Source organism: Mesorhizobium sp. PL10 (assembly GCF_053714315.1).
In genome coordinates this window covers 129,234-145,647 of record NZ_JBSKBR010000002.1, presented here as the reverse complement: position 1 = coordinate 145,647, position 16,414 = coordinate 129,234, and the positions used below count along the sequence as shown (strand labels likewise).

The following is a 16,414-nucleotide window of genomic DNA, read 5'->3' as shown; positions in this document are numbered from 1 at the left end:
GATGGACGAGGATGAAAACGCGGAAGGCTCGGCCACCGTATCGGCCGATGGCGGACGCGAGCGCCGCTGGCGGCTGGCGATCGGCGCCGATGACGAGGCCTCGTCAGCCCTTTCCAGCGACGACAAAAAACTGTCGTCGGCGCTCGATGCGCTTTACGGCGACGGCGCGAGTGCCGATGTCGACCCGCGCAAGCGGCGTGGTGGGCTCGGCCGCTCGGCGCCGCGCGTGGCGCAATGGATGGGCGATATCCGCTCGTTCTTTCCGGCGCAGGTCGTCCAGATCGTCCAGAAGGATGCCTTCGAACGGCTGAACCTGAAGCAGATGCTGATGGAGCCGGAATTCCTCAAGGCGATCGAGGCGGACGTCAATCTCGTCGCCGACCTGATTTCGCTGCGCTCGGTGATGCCGGCCAAGACCAAGGACATTGCCCGCACCATCATCGCCGATATCGTCGCCAAGCTCATGCAGCGGCTGGAGCAGAAGACCGCCGAAGCGATCCGCGGCGCGCTCGACCGCTCGCGGCGCACCAACCGCCCGCGTCAGCGTGACATAGACTGGCCGCGCACCATCTCGGCCAATCTTCGCCATTACCAGCCCGAGCACAAAACCATCGTGCCGGAAAAACTCGTCGGCTTCATGCGCAAGCAGCGCCGGCTGGTCGATCTCGACGAGGTGGTGCTGTGCGTCGACCAGTCCGGCTCGATGGCCAGCTCGGTGATCTATGCCTCGATCTTCGCCGCCGTGATGGCATCGCTGCCGGTGGTGCGCACCAAGCTCGTCTGTTTCGACACCGCCATCGTCGACCTGACCGAGGAGCTCAGCGACCCGGTCGAGGTGCTGTTCGGCGTGCAGCTTGGCGGCGGCACCGACATCAACCAGGCGGTCGCCTATTGCGCAGACCGCATCGAGCGGCCGACCAAATCCCACTTCGTGCTGATCACCGACCTCTATGAGGGCGGCAACGGCCAGGAATTGCTGCGGCGGCTGGCGGCGCTGGTGCGATCCGGCGTCAATGTCGTTGTGTTGCTGGCGCTGACCGATCAGGGCCGGCCGGGCTACGATCCGGCGATGTCGGCCTCGGTCGCGGCGCTTGGCATTCCGGTCTTCGCCTGCACGCCGGATCTGTTCCCGGACATGATGGCGGCGGCGTTGCGGCGCGAGGATATCGGCGCATGGGCGGCGGGCGCCGACATCAAGCTGATCCGAGCCGAGACGGAGACGCCGCAGCAATAGGGCCGGCAGCGGCCCGCTATTCGAACGAATAGGCAAACCCGTCGGCGGAAGCGCTGACCGTTACCTTGGTCATCTTTTCGCCGTCGAGCGATCGGTTCAGCACGCCGCGGCTGAGTTCGGGCAGCAGCGTGTTGGTGAGGATGGCGTCGATCATGCGACCGCCGGACTCGATTTCGGTGCAGCGCGCCTTGACCAGATCCATGACGCCGTCGCCGATCACCAGTTCGGCATCGTGGCTGGCGCGCAGCCGCCGGGCGATTTTGCCGAACTGATGGCGGGTGATGGCCTCGATCATCGAATCCGACAGCGGATAGTAAGGGATGGTCACCACGCGGCCGAGGAAGGCTGCCGGAAAGACCTTCAGCAGCGGGGCGCGCAGGGCTGCGTCGAGGCCGTCGAGCCCTGCCCTGACCGTGCCGTTGCCGGTCCGCTCCATGATCACCTCGGAACCGACATTGGAGGTCAGCAGAATCAGCGTGTTCTTGAAGTCGATGCGCCGGCCTTCGCTGTCGTCCATCATGCCCTTGTCGAAGACCTGAAAGAAGATTTCGTGCACGTCGGGATGCGCCTTCTCGACCTCGTCGAGCAGGATCACCGAATAGGGTTTTCTGCGCACGGCCTCGGTCAGGATGCCACCCTTGCCGTAGCCGACATAGCCGGGCGGTGCGCCCTTGAGCGTCGAGACCGTGTGCGCCTCCTGGAATTCGGACATGTTGATCGAGATCAGGTTCTGCTCGCCGCCATAGAGCGTCTCGGCCAGCGCCAGCGCCGTCTCGGTCTTGCCGACGCCGGAGGGACCGCAGAGCAGGAACACGCCCACCGGCTTTTCGGGCGCGCCGAGCCCGGCGCGGCTGGTCTGCACGCGTTTGGCGATCATCTCCATCGCGTGGTCCTGGCCGACAACGCGTTCGGACAACGTTTCGGCGAGCTTGAGCGCCTTCTCGGTCTGGCTGGACAGCATCCGTCCCGTCGGAATGCCGGTCCAGTCCTGGACCACGGCTGCGACCGCATTGCGGTCGACGGACGGCAGGATCAGCGGCGTCTCGCCTTGTGCGGTGGCAAGCTCGGCCATGAGCTCGCGCAGCCTTGCGAGATCGGCGGCTGGATCCGTGGCTGCCGCTTCAGCGCCCGCGGTCGCCCCGGCCTTGGCTTTGACCGCCTTGGCTTTGGGCTTTTCCGTCTTCGCCGTTTCAGCCTTGGGCGGCTCGGTCTTCGGCACCTTGGTCTTTTCCGCGTCCGGCGCTGCCGTTTCGGCGGCGGCCTCAGCGGTCGCCACCTCATCGAGCGGCACGCCTTCGCCGCGCAACCTGGCGCGCAATTCGAGGATTTGCGCGACCAGCGCCTTTTCGCGCTCCCAGCGCTCCTCGGCGGCGGCGAGCGTCGTCCCAGTCTCCGCTAGTCCGGCTTCGACCCGCGCCTGGCGCTCGGCCACTTCGATGCCGATCGCGGCCTCGCGGCCGATGATGCCGCTTTCAACCTCCAGCGCCTGGCGGCGGCGCAATATATCCTCGACCTCGGCCGGCGTCGCATGCTGCGAGACCGCGACCCTGGCGCAAGCGGTGTCGAGCAGGCTCACAGCCTTGTCGGGCAATTGGCGCGCCGGGATGTAGCGATGCGAGAGGCCGACCGCGGCTTCGATCGCCTCGTCGAGTATCTGCACCTCATGGTGCTGTTCGAGCACGCCGGCGACGCCGCGCAGCATAAGCACGGCCACCGCTTCCGACGGCTCGTCGATCTTGACCACCTGGAAACGACGGGTAAGCGCCGGATCCTTTTCGATGTGCTGCTTGTATTCGGCCCAGGTGGTTGCGGCGATGGTGCGCAGTTCGCCGCGCGCCAGAGCCGGCTTCAGGAGATTGGCCGCGTCACCGGTTCCGGCCGCACCGCCGGCGCCGATCAAGGTGTGCGCCTCGTCAATGAACAGGATCACCGGCGTTTCGGAGGATTGAACCTCGTCGATGACCGCCTTCAAGCGCTTTTCGAACTCGCCCTTGACGCTGGCGCCGGCCTGCATCAGGCCGACATCGAGCATGCGCACGCTGATGCCTTGCAGTGGTGGCGGCACATCGCCCTGGGCGATGCGCAGGGCAAACCCCTCGACCACGGCGGTCTTGCCGACACCGGCCTCGCCGGTCAGGATCGGGTTGTTCTGCCGACGCCGCATCAGGATATCGATGATCTGCCGGATTTCCGGGTCGCGGCCGACGACCGGATCGATCTTGCCGTCATGGGCGCGCTGGGTCAGGTCGGTGGCGTATTTGGCCAGTGCGGAGTCCCCGCCCGGAGCCCGCCGTGGCGCCTCGGCGGCGGGAGTTGCCGCAGCCGCAGCGCCGGCTTCCAGCGAACCGTCCACCACTTCGGCAAAGCGGGCGATGACTGCGTCGGCGTCGATCTTGTCGAACTCGGCGCTGATCTTCGACACCAGGCCTTCCAGAACCGGCGTCTTCCGGCAGGCAAGCAGGATGTGGGCGCTGCGTACCTCTTCCACGCCGAACTCCAGCGTGGCCAGACTCCAAGCATCGTGAATGGCTTGAAAGATATGCTCGGACATTTCCTCCACAGAGGTGGCACCGTAAGGCAACTTGTCGACGGCGCGGGTCATATCCGCCGTTAGCCGGCTGACATCGATCCCGGCGTCGGCGACGATCATCCGCACATCCGAGCGGTCGGAAAGCACCAACTGTTCGATGAAGTGGACGAGTTCGACGTAAGGATTGCCGCGCAATTTTGCGGCGTCGGCCGCGGCCTTGAAGGCGCGCAGGCAGACATGATTGAGCTTGCCGACCAGTTCCTTGCGTTTGAAGTTCTGCGACGACCGGCGCTGTTCCATCGAACCTGCTCCTGCAATCTGCCCGTCGACAGCCTGCCACATAAGCAGCCGCTTGACAAAGCGCGACATTCAGCCGGCCGCTTCCCTTTGTGGAAAGTCCCGCGCCACCAAATGCAGATAACCACGAACTTTTCCAATTCTATGCGATGCGTTTCACATACGGGGTTGGGCAAGCAAGCCATAAATTGCGGCATTCGAGATGCAGTTGCACTGGCTCGCGTTAGCGCCCGTTAACTTTTGAGCGGTTTGCCGAATTGTGGTAGGGTGCAACCGTGTGCTAACGTTGGGTCACGTACGGTTTTAGAGCCGGTCGCTGGGGGTAGCTGTGATCGATCTCGCACTCTGGCTTGCTCCGTTGGACGGTGAAAATCCGTCGGGCGAAGACTTGCGCAACGACCCTGCTTTTCACGAGCTCGAGCGGCTTACCGAGCCGCAGGTCAAGGTTGTCCATGACGGACGCAACAAGCCAGCCGCGCAATCGACCATTCCCGTCGATTGGGCAGCCGTGCTTGGCAAGGCGGAGGAGCTGCGTGCGCATGGCCGCGACCTGCGCCTGCTTGTCACCGTCACGCGCGCACTCGCCAATGAAGAAGGGCTCGCCGGGCTGGCGCAGGGCCTGACGCTGATAGCGCGGACCTTGGAGACGCATTGGGAGACGATGCACCCGGCGCTGCGGCCCGGCGGTCAACCGCGTGAGGCCGCCTTGCGCCGTCTCAACGCACTGGCCGATTTGCAGAACAGCCAGGACGGCCTGCTGGCAAACCTCAGGCAGATGGTTTTCTTCGCCCCGCGCCCCTTCGGGCCGATCAGCGGACGCGATCTCGAACAGGGCGCGCTCGACGATCGTGTCATGCTTCAGGAAGCGGCGTCGGGATTGAATGCCGCCGAGAAGGCAGCGCTGGTGAGCGCGCATGGGCAGCTCCTGAACCGGGTGAGCAACGGTTGTGCCGCCCAACAGGACCAGGCCGGTGAACAGATGACGGCGCTCATCGCCGGTGCGCACGCCGCGATCGAGGCGCTCGATGCGGTCGACACGGCGCTGAACGCCCGTCTTGAGGGCAGCGGCACCGCCGTCCCGGAGCTGAAGCGGTTTTTGCAGCGCGTGCAGACGACGCTGGAACGCAATACGGCGGTCGAGACGACAGAAGAGGCGGCGACGCCCGGGGCCAGCCCGGCGCCTGCCACGGCAAGCCCGACAACGCCGGCCAGAAACGGTCATGGAGCCGAGACGATGGCAAGCTACGCAGAGCCAGGTGCGGGCCTCCCCGACAGGATTTCCTCGCGCGACGATGTGGTGAAGTGCCTCGATCTCGTGGTGGCGTTCTACGATCGCACCGAGCCGTCGAGCCCGATCCCGCATCTCGCCCGCCGGGTGCGCCGGATGGTGCACATGGATTTTGTTGAACTGATGGAAGATCTCGCCCCGTCGGGCCTGAAGGAATTCCGGCTGCTCGCCGGCGTTCCCGACGCCAAGAAGACTGCCCAGAAGGATGAAAGGTAGCAACACATGCCAGCCGAAAGCAAAGCGAAGGTCATCGAGCGAAATCGCGCCCCGCGCGTGCAGATCGCCTACGATGTCGAAACCTACGGCAGCCCAACGACGATCGAACTGCCGTTCGTCATGGGCGTGATGGCCGACCTGTCGGGCGCATCGCAGACCAGGGAAGCTGCAAAGTCGGTGCTCGACCGTTCCTTTGTCGAGACCGATGCCAACCGCTTCCCCAAATTCATGGAAGCGCTGGGTCCCAGGGTCAAGGCGAGGGTGAAGAACACCCTGCCGCAGGCCGAAGGCCAAGAGCGCGACGAAGAGCTCGCGCTCGACCTGACCTTCACCAAGATGGGCGATTTCGCCCCTGACAAGATCGCCGAACAGGTTCCGCAGCTGGCCGAGATCCTCAAGATGCGGCGCCAACTCGAGGAGTTGCTCGGCTTCATGGACGGTCGCGTCGATGCCGAAAAGCGCATCGCCCAGCTGCTGAACAATCAGCCGCTGCTTCAACAGATCGCCAGCCAGGCGATGTCTGACGACGACAAGGGCGAGGAATAGATCATGGCCGAACAGCAAAAGACCGCAGCATCCGTCGCCGAGGCCGAGGCCGTCGATCTCGGCGAATTCAGCCAACTGCTGGAAAAGGACTTCAAGGTCAAGAAGGACGACAGCGAGAAGCTGCAGCAGCTGGTGCGCAACCTGGCGCTGGCGGCGCAGTCGCGCTCCGAGACGACGACGATTTCGTCGAACTCGATCAAGTCGATCAAGTCGCTGATCGCCGGCATCGACAAGATGCTGACGACGCAGGTCAACGAAATCCTTCACGCGCCGGAAGTGCGGGAGATGGAAGGCACGTGGCGCGGCCTTTGGTACCTCATCAACAACACCGAGACGGATGCGAAGCATCTCAAGATCCGGGTGATGAACATCTCCAAGGAGCAACTGGCCGACACGCTTGAAGACTATGAAGGCCAGATGTGGGACCAGAGCCCGATCTTCAAGAAAGTCTACACGGACGAGTATTCGATGCTCGGCGGCGAGCCGATCGGCTGCATCGTTGGCGCCTACGAGTTTTCGAACCATCCGCGCGACGTCGGCCTGTTGCGCAACATCTCCGGCGTCTGCGCTTCGGCGCACACGCCGTTCATCGCCGCCGCCTCGCCGCGGCTGTTCCGCATGGACAGCTGGCAGGAACTGCCCAACCCGCAGGACCTGCAGATGATCGTCAACAATCCGGCCTATGCCTCGTGGCAGTCGCTGCGCGAGAGCGAGGACGCCCGCTACATTGGCCTCACCATGCCGCGCGTGTTGGCGCGGCTGCCCTATGGATCCGAGACCGTTCCGGTCAAGGGCTTCTCCTTCGAGGAGGAAGTGCAGGGCGACCACAACAAGTATGTCTGGATGAACGCCGCCTTCCCGATGGGCGTCAACATCAACCGCAGCCACAAGCTCTATGGCTGGGGCACCCAGATCCGCGGCGTCGAGAATGGCGGCACGGTGCTCAACCTGCCGGTGCATGCTTTCCCGACCGACGACGGGTCGATCGCGATGAAATGCCCGACGGAGGTCGCCATCGACGACCGGCGCGAGGCGGAACTGGCCAAGCTTGGCCTGATGCCGATCCTGCACCGCAAGAACACCGATCTCGCGGCCTTCATCGGCGCCCATTCGCTGCAGGATGACGAGACGCGGGCCGGACGCCTGGTCGATCCCGACGCCCAGTCCAACGAGCGGCTCTCTGCCAACCTGCCCTATCTGTTCCCGGTTTCCCGTTTCGCGCACTACCTCAAAGCCATTGCGCGCGACAAGATCGGCTCGTTCAAGGAACGTTCCGACATGCAGATCTGGTTGACCGAATGGATCAACCGGTACGTGCTGGCCAATCCGGCCTTCGCCGACGACAAGGCGCGCGCCAAGCGTCCGCTTGCCGCCGCCGAGGTGCAGGTCGACAGCGTGGAGGGCCGGCCGGGCTACTACAACGCCCGCTTCTATCTGCGCCCGCACTACCAGCTGGAAGGCATCAATGCTTCTCTCAGGCTGGTGTCGGAATTGCCGTCCGTGAAGACCTGATTACAGCAACCAAACCTTTTGAAAGCGGTGGAGAACGACAATGCCCACAATGAAAATCGACGGTTTTCTGAAAGTTCCGGACATCAAAGGCCCCAGCACACGCGACGGCCACGACGACGAGATCGAAATCCATGGCGTCGACTACAAGATGGTCGCGCCGTATGACCCGAATTCGCTCTCGCGCCGCGGCCGGGTGTCGATGGGCATGATCAAGTTCACCAAGCACTATGACAAGGCTTCGCCCTACCTGGCGAAGGCCCTGTTCGAGAACAAGGCGTTGGATGAAGTGAAGTTCTCGGCCAGGCGGACCATCGACGGCGAGAGCAAGGACTATCTGGTGGTGACGCTCACCGATGCCTCGATCATGGAATACGACATGTCGCAGGCAGACGATGAGGCCGACCTGATCCAGGAGGAGGTCTCCTTCGCCTACAAGAAGATCAAGTTTGTCTATGACGACAATGACGAAGCCGAAATGGATGTCTATGTCGGCAAGTGAGGGGCGGGCAAAGCGCCCTGCCGCGGACAAGGCACAGGCGGGCGGTTCACGGGCCAAGCGCGAGGCGGTCCAGCCTTCGCTATGGGACCGCCTGGTCAACGACCTGCCGGGCCTGAGCTCGGAAATAGACGGGCTCAGGCAGGCTCTCAACGACGAGCTCGGCGGGGAGCGTCTGGACGAGTTCTTGGCGGACGGTGCAAGGCGCATCGACGCCGACGAGACGCTGAACCCGGACCAGAAGCGCCGGCTGCATCGGCTGGCGTTTCAGAACCGGCATCGCGGCGAACTGGAAAGCCGCGGCATCGTCGTATCACCCGATGTGCTGCGCGAGGCCGTGCGGCGCGACATCGAAGCGCTGTTCAACACCGAGCGCTTCGAGTCCGCGCCGCTCCTGTCCGATCTCGAGGCCGAGCAGATGACCGACAGCCCGACATCGCTGGCCGACTTTCCCGAGGTGCGCCGCAGTGTCGTCAATTATGGCGTGCCGTCCTTCTCCGGCCGTTCGTCGCGCGATTTCGATCGCGATGTTCTGGCACGCGAGATCCGCGCCGTGCTCGCCACCTTCGAGCCGCGGCTAAAGGAGAGCGCGACGAAAGTCACGGTCAACCTTGGCGACAAGACCGGCTTGAAGATCGAGATCGACGCCGTGCTGATCATGACGCCGACGCCTGAGCGCATGCGCCTGCGCACGACGATCAATCTCGACAACGGCCTGGCGCGCACCGAGTTCAGGGAAGCCTGAGATGGACCGGGTCTTCGTAGAATATTACGAGGAGGAGCTGTCGCACATACGCGGGCTGGCGGCGGAGTTCGCCGACATGCATCCGGCGGTCGCCCGCAATCTGTCGCTGGATACGGTGCCGTGTCCGGACCCCTATGTCGAGCGCTTGCTCGACGGCGTCGCCTTCCTCGCCGCGCGCACGCGGCTGAAGGTGGATGCCGAGCGCTCGCGGTTCTCGCGCAGCATCCTCGACGTGCTTTATCCCGATCTCGTCACGCCGGCGCCGGCGACCGCCATGGTGGTGCTGAAGCCCGGCCAGCAGGTGCAGACGATGCTTGCCGGCCATGTCGTCAAGCGCGGCACGCGGCTGGTCTCCAGCCTGCAGGCCGGCCTGTCGACACGTTGCACCTTCACCACCGCGCAGGACATGACGCTGTTTCCGATCGCGATCAGTTCGGTTGGCTATTTCCAGGATCGCAGCGCTTTGGCGGCCGCAGGTATTGGCCCGATCGGCGGCAAGGGCGGCGAAGCCGCGCTGCGCATTACGCTGGCACGGACCGGAAAGGGCAAGCTCGACGAACTGGCGCTCGACCGGCTCGACTTCTATTTCGCCAACCGCACCAAGGCGCCGTTGATCTTCGACGCCGTCTTCGGCGTCTGCTCCGGTCTCGGCGCGCGCGCCGAGGGCAAGTCCAATCCATTGTCCCCGCTACCGGCGCCGGAGATGGTGGGCATCGCCGACGCCGAAGCGCTGATGCCGCGCACGCGGCCGACCTTCGAAGGCTACCGCCTGCTGCGCGAATATTTCATGATGCCCGAGCGCTTCCATTATGCGCGCGTCACTGGCCTGCTTCCGGTGGTGCGCAAATGCCAGGCCGGGCTCGAAATCGTCTTCCTGTTCCGCCGTCCCGTGCCCGAGCTTGCCGATTTGACGCCGGCGGATTTCGATCTTTTCGCAACGCCGATCATCAATCTCTTCGAGCGCGAGTGCAACGTCATCGAGCTCGATCAGCGCAAGACGCGGCAGGTGCTGCATGCCGACCGCACGCGGGCGCGCGACTTTGAAATCTACCGCGTCATCCGCGTCGAGGACGCCGATGCGGAAGGGCCGGATGCCGAGATACCGGAGCTCTTCAGTCTCGGGCAAAACCGCGGCAGCGGCTGGGTGTACTCGACGGAGCGGCGTCCACGCCGGCCGACCGAGGACGAACGACGCCAGGGCGTGACGCGTACCTCCTATGCCGGCGACGACGTCTTCCTGGCGATCTCACGCCCGGTCCACAGCCAGGCCAACCGGCCGCTCAAGCGCGTCGACATCATGGCGCTTTGCACCAATCGCGACCTGGCCATCCTCGACGACACGCCGACGCTGACGCTGGAAGCCGGTGACCCCGTGGAAGCGGTCAGGCTGCTCGGCGCGCTGCGTTCGCCGCAGCCGGCGATCCCGGCAGCGCTGCCGGCCGGCGCCGACGGCGAGTCGCGCGCTGACGACCTGGCCTGGCGACTGGTGTCACAGCTGGCGCTCAACTTCCTCAGCCTGGCCAAGGAAGGCCGTGGCGTCGATCCGCTGCATGCGCTGCTCGATCTCTATGCCGAACGCGGCGATCCCGGGCTCGCCCGCAATGTGCGCTCGATCGTGCGCATCGACTCGCGCGCGGTGATCGAAAGGCTGGCGATCGAAGGGCCGATGTGTTTTGGGCGCGGCACCGAGGTGACGCTGCATGTCGACCAGTCGGTGCTGGCTGGCCAGAGCACGTTGCTGCTGTCGGGCCTGCTGTCGCGGCTGTTTGCCCGCCATGCCGGGATTAACGGGTTCGTGCGGACCCGCACGCGGTTGCTCCAGAAACAGGAGGATGTGCCATGGCCGATGACGCCCGGCAATCGCTACCTGATCTAGAGCGCGCCGCAACCCTGTCCGAGAGTTTCGACTTCTTCGAACTGCTGCGCCGGCTGGAACGGCAAGGCGGACTGTTCGGCCATTCCGGCCGGCCGGACCGCGAGCCGGCAAGGCTCGGCCAGAATGTGCGGCTGTCCTTCGCGGTGCAGGACGTGGTGGATTTCCGCGAGCCGACGGACAAGTCGCCGGCACGGGTCACGGTCAACAATCTCGGCCTGCTCGGGCCCGAAGGACCGATGCCGCTGCATCTGACACGCTGGGTGCTCGATCGCCTGTCGCAACGCTGGTATGCGGGTGCGGAGGCGCGGCAGACGAGCGACACGACCTTCGTCGACTTCGTCAACATCCTGCAGCACAGGATGATCGCGCTCTACTACCGCGCCTGGGCGGATGCGCATCCGGCAGTGCAGGTCGAACGTGGCGTCGGCGGCCGCGTCCGCTCGATGCTGGAAGCGATGGCCGGCATCGGGCTGCCGGGCACGCAGGACGCCGAACTCGACGCGGTCAAGCTTCGCCAGGCCGCTTCGCTTTCTGCCCAAGTCGACGGCCCCGAGCGGCTGACCTTGTTCCTGGCCGAAGCCTTCAAGGTGCCGGTGGTGCTGAAGGAATTCGTCGCCGCCTGGATGACCATCCCCAAGGCGCTGCAGACGCGGCTTGCCGGCAGCTATGCCACGCTCGGTCGCAGCGCCACCATCGGCCCGCGCAGCTTCAGTCGGCAAAGCCGCATCGAACTGCGCATCGGCGCGCTCAGCTATGTCGACTACAAGGCCTTCCTGCCGGGCGGCGAGCGGCTGAAGCTGTTGAAGCAGGCGGTGCGCGACCTGATCGGCGAGACCATCGATGTCGATCTCAGGATCGTGCTTGCGGCGAAGGCAGTGCCGCCGGCGAAGCTCGGAACCATCCAGCTTGCCCGCACCACCTGGCTGGCGCGGCCGGTCGAAAAGGGGGATGCCGATGACATGCGGCTGCGGACCATCGTCGGCTGGCGGGAAGAGGTGGCGGCATGAGCCTGCTGCTGACACTCGAACAGGGACCACGCGCGCAAGTCACGCGGCAGGCGCGGCTGGACGAGGGTGAGCTGGTGATCGGCCGCAGCGCCGACGCCGACTGGCAGATCAACGATCCCGACATGTTCGTATCGCGCGCCCACTGCAAGATCACCAGCAAGCAAGGTGGCTATTTCGTCACCGATACCTCCAGCAGCGGGTTGTTCATCGACGATGCCGCCAGCCCGCTCGGCGCGGGAAATACCGCGCGCCTGCAGAGCGGCATGCGGCTGCGGCTGGGCGACTATGTCGTGTGGGTCGATTTGCAGACGGCGAAGACCGAGGCGCCTGCCTCCAGGCCTTCGATGCCGGATGCCAGACCGGCGGCCTCGCGGGCACCGGTCAGCCTCGGCGGCGACGATTTCTTTTCGTCCACGACGGAAGAAGAGCCGGGACGGCCACGACCTGCCGGCCTGCCCGATCCGTTCGAAAAGCCGGTGCCCGGCGCATTCGCGCGTGCGCGGTCCGATGAACGCGGCTCGCAGGCTTTCGACGATCCATTCAGCCTCGACCCGGTGGCGACGCCGGCGCCAGAGCCCACTGACAGAAACGGCGCCAAGCCATCGTTCGACGACCCCTTCGGCCTCGACGCCGCGCCGCTGTCGAAAGAGCCGAACAGATCCAGTTCCGAGAAGCCGCCGGCCTTTGATGACGGCTTTGGTTTTGGCCCTGCCGAGTCCACCGGCCTTGACGCGGGCGTGACGGATAAAGGCGCGATCGATGCGCCCTCGCCTGCCCCCTCTCCGGCGCCCTGGGATCTGCCGGTCCGTGCGGCAGAGCCATCGCCGCCGCAGCCGCCCCCAGCGCCGTCTCCACCGCCACAACGCGCTCCTGTCCGGCAAGCTGCAGCGCGGCCGTCGGCCGGACATCCGGACGCAGAATTGCGCGCTGCTTTCCTGCGCGGGATGGGCATGGACGAGGCCGATTTTCGCGGCAGCGATCCGGTGGCCGATATGGAGAAGTTCGGCCGCGAATACCGGCTGATGATGGAAGGGCTGATGCAGCTTTTGCGCAAGCGCGCCGAAGAGAAGGGCAACGCCCGCGTCGCGCAGACCGTCGTTGGCGCATCCGAGGTCAACCCGCTCAAATTCCTGCCCTCGGTCGACGATGCGCTGGTGACCATTCTCGCCGAGCGCAGCCCCGGTTTCCTCGGCGCCGAAGCGGCGATCAAGGATGCGGTGCGCGATCTGGCGCAACATCACGTCCGCGCCTGGCGCGGCGTGCAGGGCGCGCTCAAGCGCATGATCGACCGCTTCGATCCAGCGGCGATCGAGCAGGAACTCAAGTCGAGTTCGCCGATCGGCAATCTGCTGACCGGCGGGCGCGGCGCCAAGCTCTGGGAACTGTACCAGAAACGCCACCGTGAAATCGCTCACAGCGCCGAGACGCGTTTTCTGGGCGAAATCGGCGCTGATTTTAGGGACGCATATGAGGAGGACTGAGACATGATCGACAGACGCGAATTCATTCTGGCCATCGGGGCTACGGGACTGCTGACGGCTTGCCAGAGCGGCCCGCCGAAACCTTCCGTCATAACGGTCAACCTCGCCGGCGGCGCCGGCATGAACCCGGGACCTGGCGGCGGCGACAGGCCGGTGACCGTAATGATCCTGCGCCTGAAGAGCACCGGCGCCTTCAATTCAGCCGATTACTTCGCCCTGCAAGGCGGTGCGGGCTCCGCCCTTGGCGGCGATCTCGTCGGCTCCGACACGATTTCGGTTGGGCCGGGCAAGACCGCGTCGAAGACGATCACGGTCGAACCGGAAGTGGCCGCACTCGGCTTCGTCGCGTTGATCCGGGAACCCGGCGGACGCAACTGGCGCACGACCAAGTCGGTGTCACCGGGATCGAAATTCACCGTCAATGTGACGCTCGGCAGCGGCGGCATTTCCGCCTAGCGGCGGCAGATCCGCAAAGCCGCGCCAGGGTGATGAGCAGGAAGCAGAGAGTGCCGGCATGAGCGATGCAAACAGGGTGCTGTGGTCGGAGGGGCTTTTCCTTCGCACCCAGCATTTCCAGCAACAGGACCGCTTCTTCGAGGCGACGGTGCGCGGCGCCTTGCAGGCCGGGCATCTGCATACGTTCGGCTTTCGGACGCTGACGCTCGATCAGGCACAGCTCGATGCCGGCCAGATCTCGGTGCTTTCGGCGCGCGGCATCTTTCCCGACGGGACGCCGTTTTCGATCCCCGAGACAATGGATGCGCCACGGCCGCTGGCGGTGACGCCGGAGATGGGTGCCGGACCGGTGCTGATCGCGCTGCCGCTCGAACCGCCCGGCGGCGTCGGGTTCGACCCGGCGCACGCCGAACCATCGGGCGCGCGCTATCGTGGCCGGATCGTGTCGGTGCGCGATGCCGTGCATGGTGGTTCCGACCCCGAGGAAATCGAGATCGCACGACCGCAGGCGCTGTTGCTGGCGCCGGGCACGGCCGTCGGCGGCTACACCGCGCTGCCGGTCGGCGAACTCAAGGGCGTTCGCGCCGATGGTGGCGTGGCCTTGGACGACACCTTCCTGCCGCCGACCTTGGTCATAGGTGCTGCCTCCTGGTACAGCCGCCTGCTGCAGGAAGTGGTCACCGGCCTCGATCAGATCGCCGAGGCGCATGGCAAGATGGTGCTCGGCGGTCCGGGGCGCAGCGTCGAGGATCTTCTGATCCTCAACCTGGTCAACGCCGCCCGACCGCGGCTGGCGCACATGCTGGCGCAGGACGTCTTCCATCCAGCCGAGGTCTATATGGAATTGGCGGGCCTTGCCGGTTCGATGGCGACCTACGGATCAAGTGCAAGGCGGCTGGGCGAACTGCCGGTCTATGACCACATGGCGCCGGGCCCCGCCTATTCGGCGCTGGCCGACGCGCTGCGTTCGCTGATCCTCAGCCTGCGCTATATCGAGCCGAAATCCCGCGCCCTGCCGGTCATGCGGCATGCCACCAATGTCTGGAAGATCCGCATCGACAACCCGAAACTTCTGGTGGCGAGCAGGATCGTGGTGCGGATCGGCTCCGAATTGTCGGAGGATGCCTTGCGCAAGATTTTCGTCAACCAGGCGACCGTCGGCTCCGCCAGCGAATTCGAAGGGCTCTGGAAGTCGCGCCTGCCCGGCATTCCGCTGAAGCCACTGCATTCGCAGCCGCGCGAAATTCCCTATGACGGCGACCGGCTGTGTCTCGAACTCGACCAGAAAAGCGAGCACTGGGCCTCGCTGCTCGAAGCGCCCGGCTTTGTGATCGGCGTTTCAGGTGTGCTGCCCAGCGAACCGCAGGTCGACTGCTACTCGGTCAACAGGTGAGATGATGAGCAGGGACGATCCATTCGGACTGTCCGAGGATCGGGAGCGCACGCGCATCCGCCTGAGCGGAGCGCCGACGCCGCGCGCCATGCCGCTGCCGGCGTCAGGCGTGACTGCGAAGCGCTCCGCGCGCGCGCACCCGAACGTGCTCGTCAACGCGTTCTCGCCGCTGCTCGAATTTGCGCCCGAACTGGAAAACGCTCAGCCGCCGGAGAACCCGGAAGCGCTGCGCACAAGGCTGCTCGACGAACTCGTGCGCTGCCGCGACGCCACCATGGCGCAAGGCTCGTCGCTGGAGCGGGCCGACCAGGCGGCCTGGCTTGTGGCAGCACTGCTCGACGATCTGGCGCTGAACACGCCGTGGGGCGGGGCCAGCGCATGGCCGCGCCAGCCGCTGGTGGTTATGCTGCGCGGCGACGTCGATGCCGGCGCGCAGTTCTTCGCCCGCCTCGAGGATCTCGAGCGCCATCCCAACCGCGACCGCGAAATGCTGGAGCTGCAGTATCACTGCATGGCGCTCGGCTTCCGCGGCAAATATCGCGTGCCCGGCCGCTCCGGCGACCGTTCGCTCAATGCCGTGCGCGTGGCGGCGGCGCGCTTTCTGCGTGACAGCGATGCCGAAGGCGCGCCGCTGTCGCCGAACTGGAAGGGCGTGATCGCGTCCGACGAACCGCAGCGCTTCATCGTGCCGATCTGGGTGATGGCGGTGGCCGCCGCGGTCATCGCGACCGCCATCCATATTGGCCTGTCGATGGGGCTGAGCAGCCAGGCGGTCGAGCTTTCGGCGCTGGTGCGCGCGCTGCCGCCGCCGACGCGCGCTGATGTCACGCGCGCTGCCCCCAAGGCCGACGCGCCGCCACCCCTGCCGGTTGCCGTCGACTACGCGCTGCTGCCGGAATTCCAGAAGGCAGCGCCGGCGGAAACGAGCAGGGCGCTGAGCGGCACGGAGAGCGTCTCGCTGGCCAAGCTCGTTATCCAGGCTTCCAGTCCCGAACTCTTCCAATCGTCGCGTCCAACCCTCACCCAGGGCTACGAGCCTTTGATCGCGTCCATCGCCAAGGTGATCCTCGACAACAAGGACCTGATCGGAAAGATCACCGTCGTTGGTCATACCGACAATGTGCGTCTGCAAAAGTCCAACCCGCTTGCCAGCAACCAGCGCCTGTCGGAAGCGCGCGCCGAAACCATAGCCGAGCTTCTGATACAAGCCGGCGTGCCGAAGGAGAGCATATCTTCCGAAGGCCGCGCCGAAAGCGATCCGGTGGCCGACAACTCCACGCGGGAAGGCCGTGCGCTCAACCGCCGCGTTGAAGTGCTGGTCGAGAAGAGGCTGTGAA

Annotated in this window: 13 protein-coding genes; 12 read left to right on the top strand and 1 reads right to left on the bottom strand. The window is 65.3% G+C overall.

All coding sequences use genetic code 11. The features are described 5' to 3' along the window. The first annotated feature begins 1 nt into the window (after window position 1). Window positions 2–1,234, top strand: a complete 1,233-nt coding sequence (locus tag ACWGTO_RS04285; protein ID WP_454573623.1) for a VWA domain-containing protein — start codon at window positions 2–4, stop codon at window positions 1,232–1,234. Between the two features lie 16 nt (window positions 1,235–1,250). On the opposite strand, the gene tssH is transcribed toward ACWGTO_RS04285, so the two are convergent. Next, on the bottom strand, window positions 1,251–4,064 hold the full coding sequence (gene tssH, locus ACWGTO_RS04280) for a type VI secretion system ATPase TssH (RefSeq protein WP_454573964.1): 2,814 nt from the start codon (window positions 4,062–4,064) through the stop codon (window positions 1,251–1,253). 325 nt (window positions 4,065–4,389) lie between these two features. On the opposite strand from tssH, the gene tssA reads away from it, so the two are divergent. Genes tssA through icmH form a run of 11 tightly spaced genes read left to right on the top strand, consistent with a single transcriptional unit; the run spans window position 4,390 to window position 16,413 of the window. Beyond that, entirely contained in the window at window positions 4,390–5,565 is a 1,176-nt protein-coding gene (gene tssA / locus ACWGTO_RS04275; RefSeq protein ID WP_454573622.1) for a type VI secretion system protein TssA, read from the top strand. Between the two features lie 6 nt (window positions 5,566–5,571). Continuing rightward, window positions 5,572–6,111 (top strand): type VI secretion system contractile sheath small subunit, encoded by a 540-nt coding sequence (tssB, locus tag ACWGTO_RS04270; RefSeq protein ID WP_454573621.1) that lies wholly within the window; start codon window positions 5,572–5,574, stop codon window positions 6,109–6,111. Between the two features lie 3 nt (window positions 6,112–6,114). After that, window positions 6,115–7,623 (top strand): type VI secretion system contractile sheath large subunit, encoded by a 1,509-nt coding sequence (gene tssC, locus ACWGTO_RS04265; RefSeq protein WP_454573620.1) that lies wholly within the window; start codon window positions 6,115–6,117, stop codon window positions 7,621–7,623. Between the two features lie 49 nt (window positions 7,624–7,672). Next, window positions 7,673–8,122, top strand: a complete 450-nt coding sequence (locus tag ACWGTO_RS04260; protein ID WP_023673716.1) for an Hcp family type VI secretion system effector — start codon at window positions 7,673–7,675, stop codon at window positions 8,120–8,122. Next, window positions 8,109–8,864 carry a type VI secretion system baseplate subunit TssE gene (gene tssE, locus ACWGTO_RS04255; RefSeq protein ID WP_454573963.1) on the top strand — a complete coding sequence of 252 codons (756 nt, stop codon included), beginning with the start codon at window positions 8,109–8,111 and terminating at the stop codon, window positions 8,862–8,864. The genes ACWGTO_RS04260 and tssE overlap by 14 nt, the downstream gene beginning before the upstream one ends. A 1-nt stretch (window position 8,865) precedes the next feature. Further along, complete coding sequence (gene tssF, locus ACWGTO_RS04250; protein ID WP_454573619.1) at window positions 8,866–10,740, top strand: type VI secretion system baseplate subunit TssF; 1,875 nt, start codon at window positions 8,866–8,868, stop codon at window positions 10,738–10,740. Beyond that, on the top strand, window positions 10,704–11,747 hold the full coding sequence (gene tssG / locus ACWGTO_RS04245; RefSeq protein ID WP_454573618.1) for a type VI secretion system baseplate subunit TssG: 1,044 nt from the start codon (window positions 10,704–10,706) through the stop codon (window positions 11,745–11,747). The genes tssF and tssG overlap by 37 nt, the downstream gene beginning before the upstream one ends. Next, window positions 11,744–13,228 (top strand): type VI secretion system-associated FHA domain protein TagH, encoded by a 1,485-nt coding sequence (gene tagH / locus ACWGTO_RS04240; protein ID WP_454573617.1) that lies wholly within the window; start codon window positions 11,744–11,746, stop codon window positions 13,226–13,228. The genes tssG and tagH overlap by 4 nt, the downstream gene beginning before the upstream one ends. Window positions 13,229–13,231: 3 nt before the next feature. Continuing rightward, window positions 13,232–13,684 (top strand): type VI secretion system lipoprotein TssJ, encoded by a 453-nt coding sequence (tssJ, locus tag ACWGTO_RS04235; RefSeq protein ID WP_454573616.1) that lies wholly within the window; start codon window positions 13,232–13,234, stop codon window positions 13,682–13,684. A gap of 58 nt (window positions 13,685–13,742) precedes the next feature. Further along, window positions 13,743–15,077: a type VI secretion system baseplate subunit TssK gene (gene tssK / locus ACWGTO_RS04230; protein ID WP_454573615.1), complete on the top strand. Its 1,335-nt coding sequence runs from the start codon at window positions 13,743–13,745 to the stop codon at window positions 15,075–15,077. A 4-nt stretch (window positions 15,078–15,081) separates the two neighbouring features. Further along, window positions 15,082–16,413: a type IVB secretion system protein IcmH/DotU gene (gene icmH, locus ACWGTO_RS04225; protein ID WP_454573614.1), complete on the top strand. Its 1,332-nt coding sequence runs from the start codon at window positions 15,082–15,084 to the stop codon at window positions 16,411–16,413. The last annotated feature ends 1 nt before the right edge of the window (window position 16,414 follow it).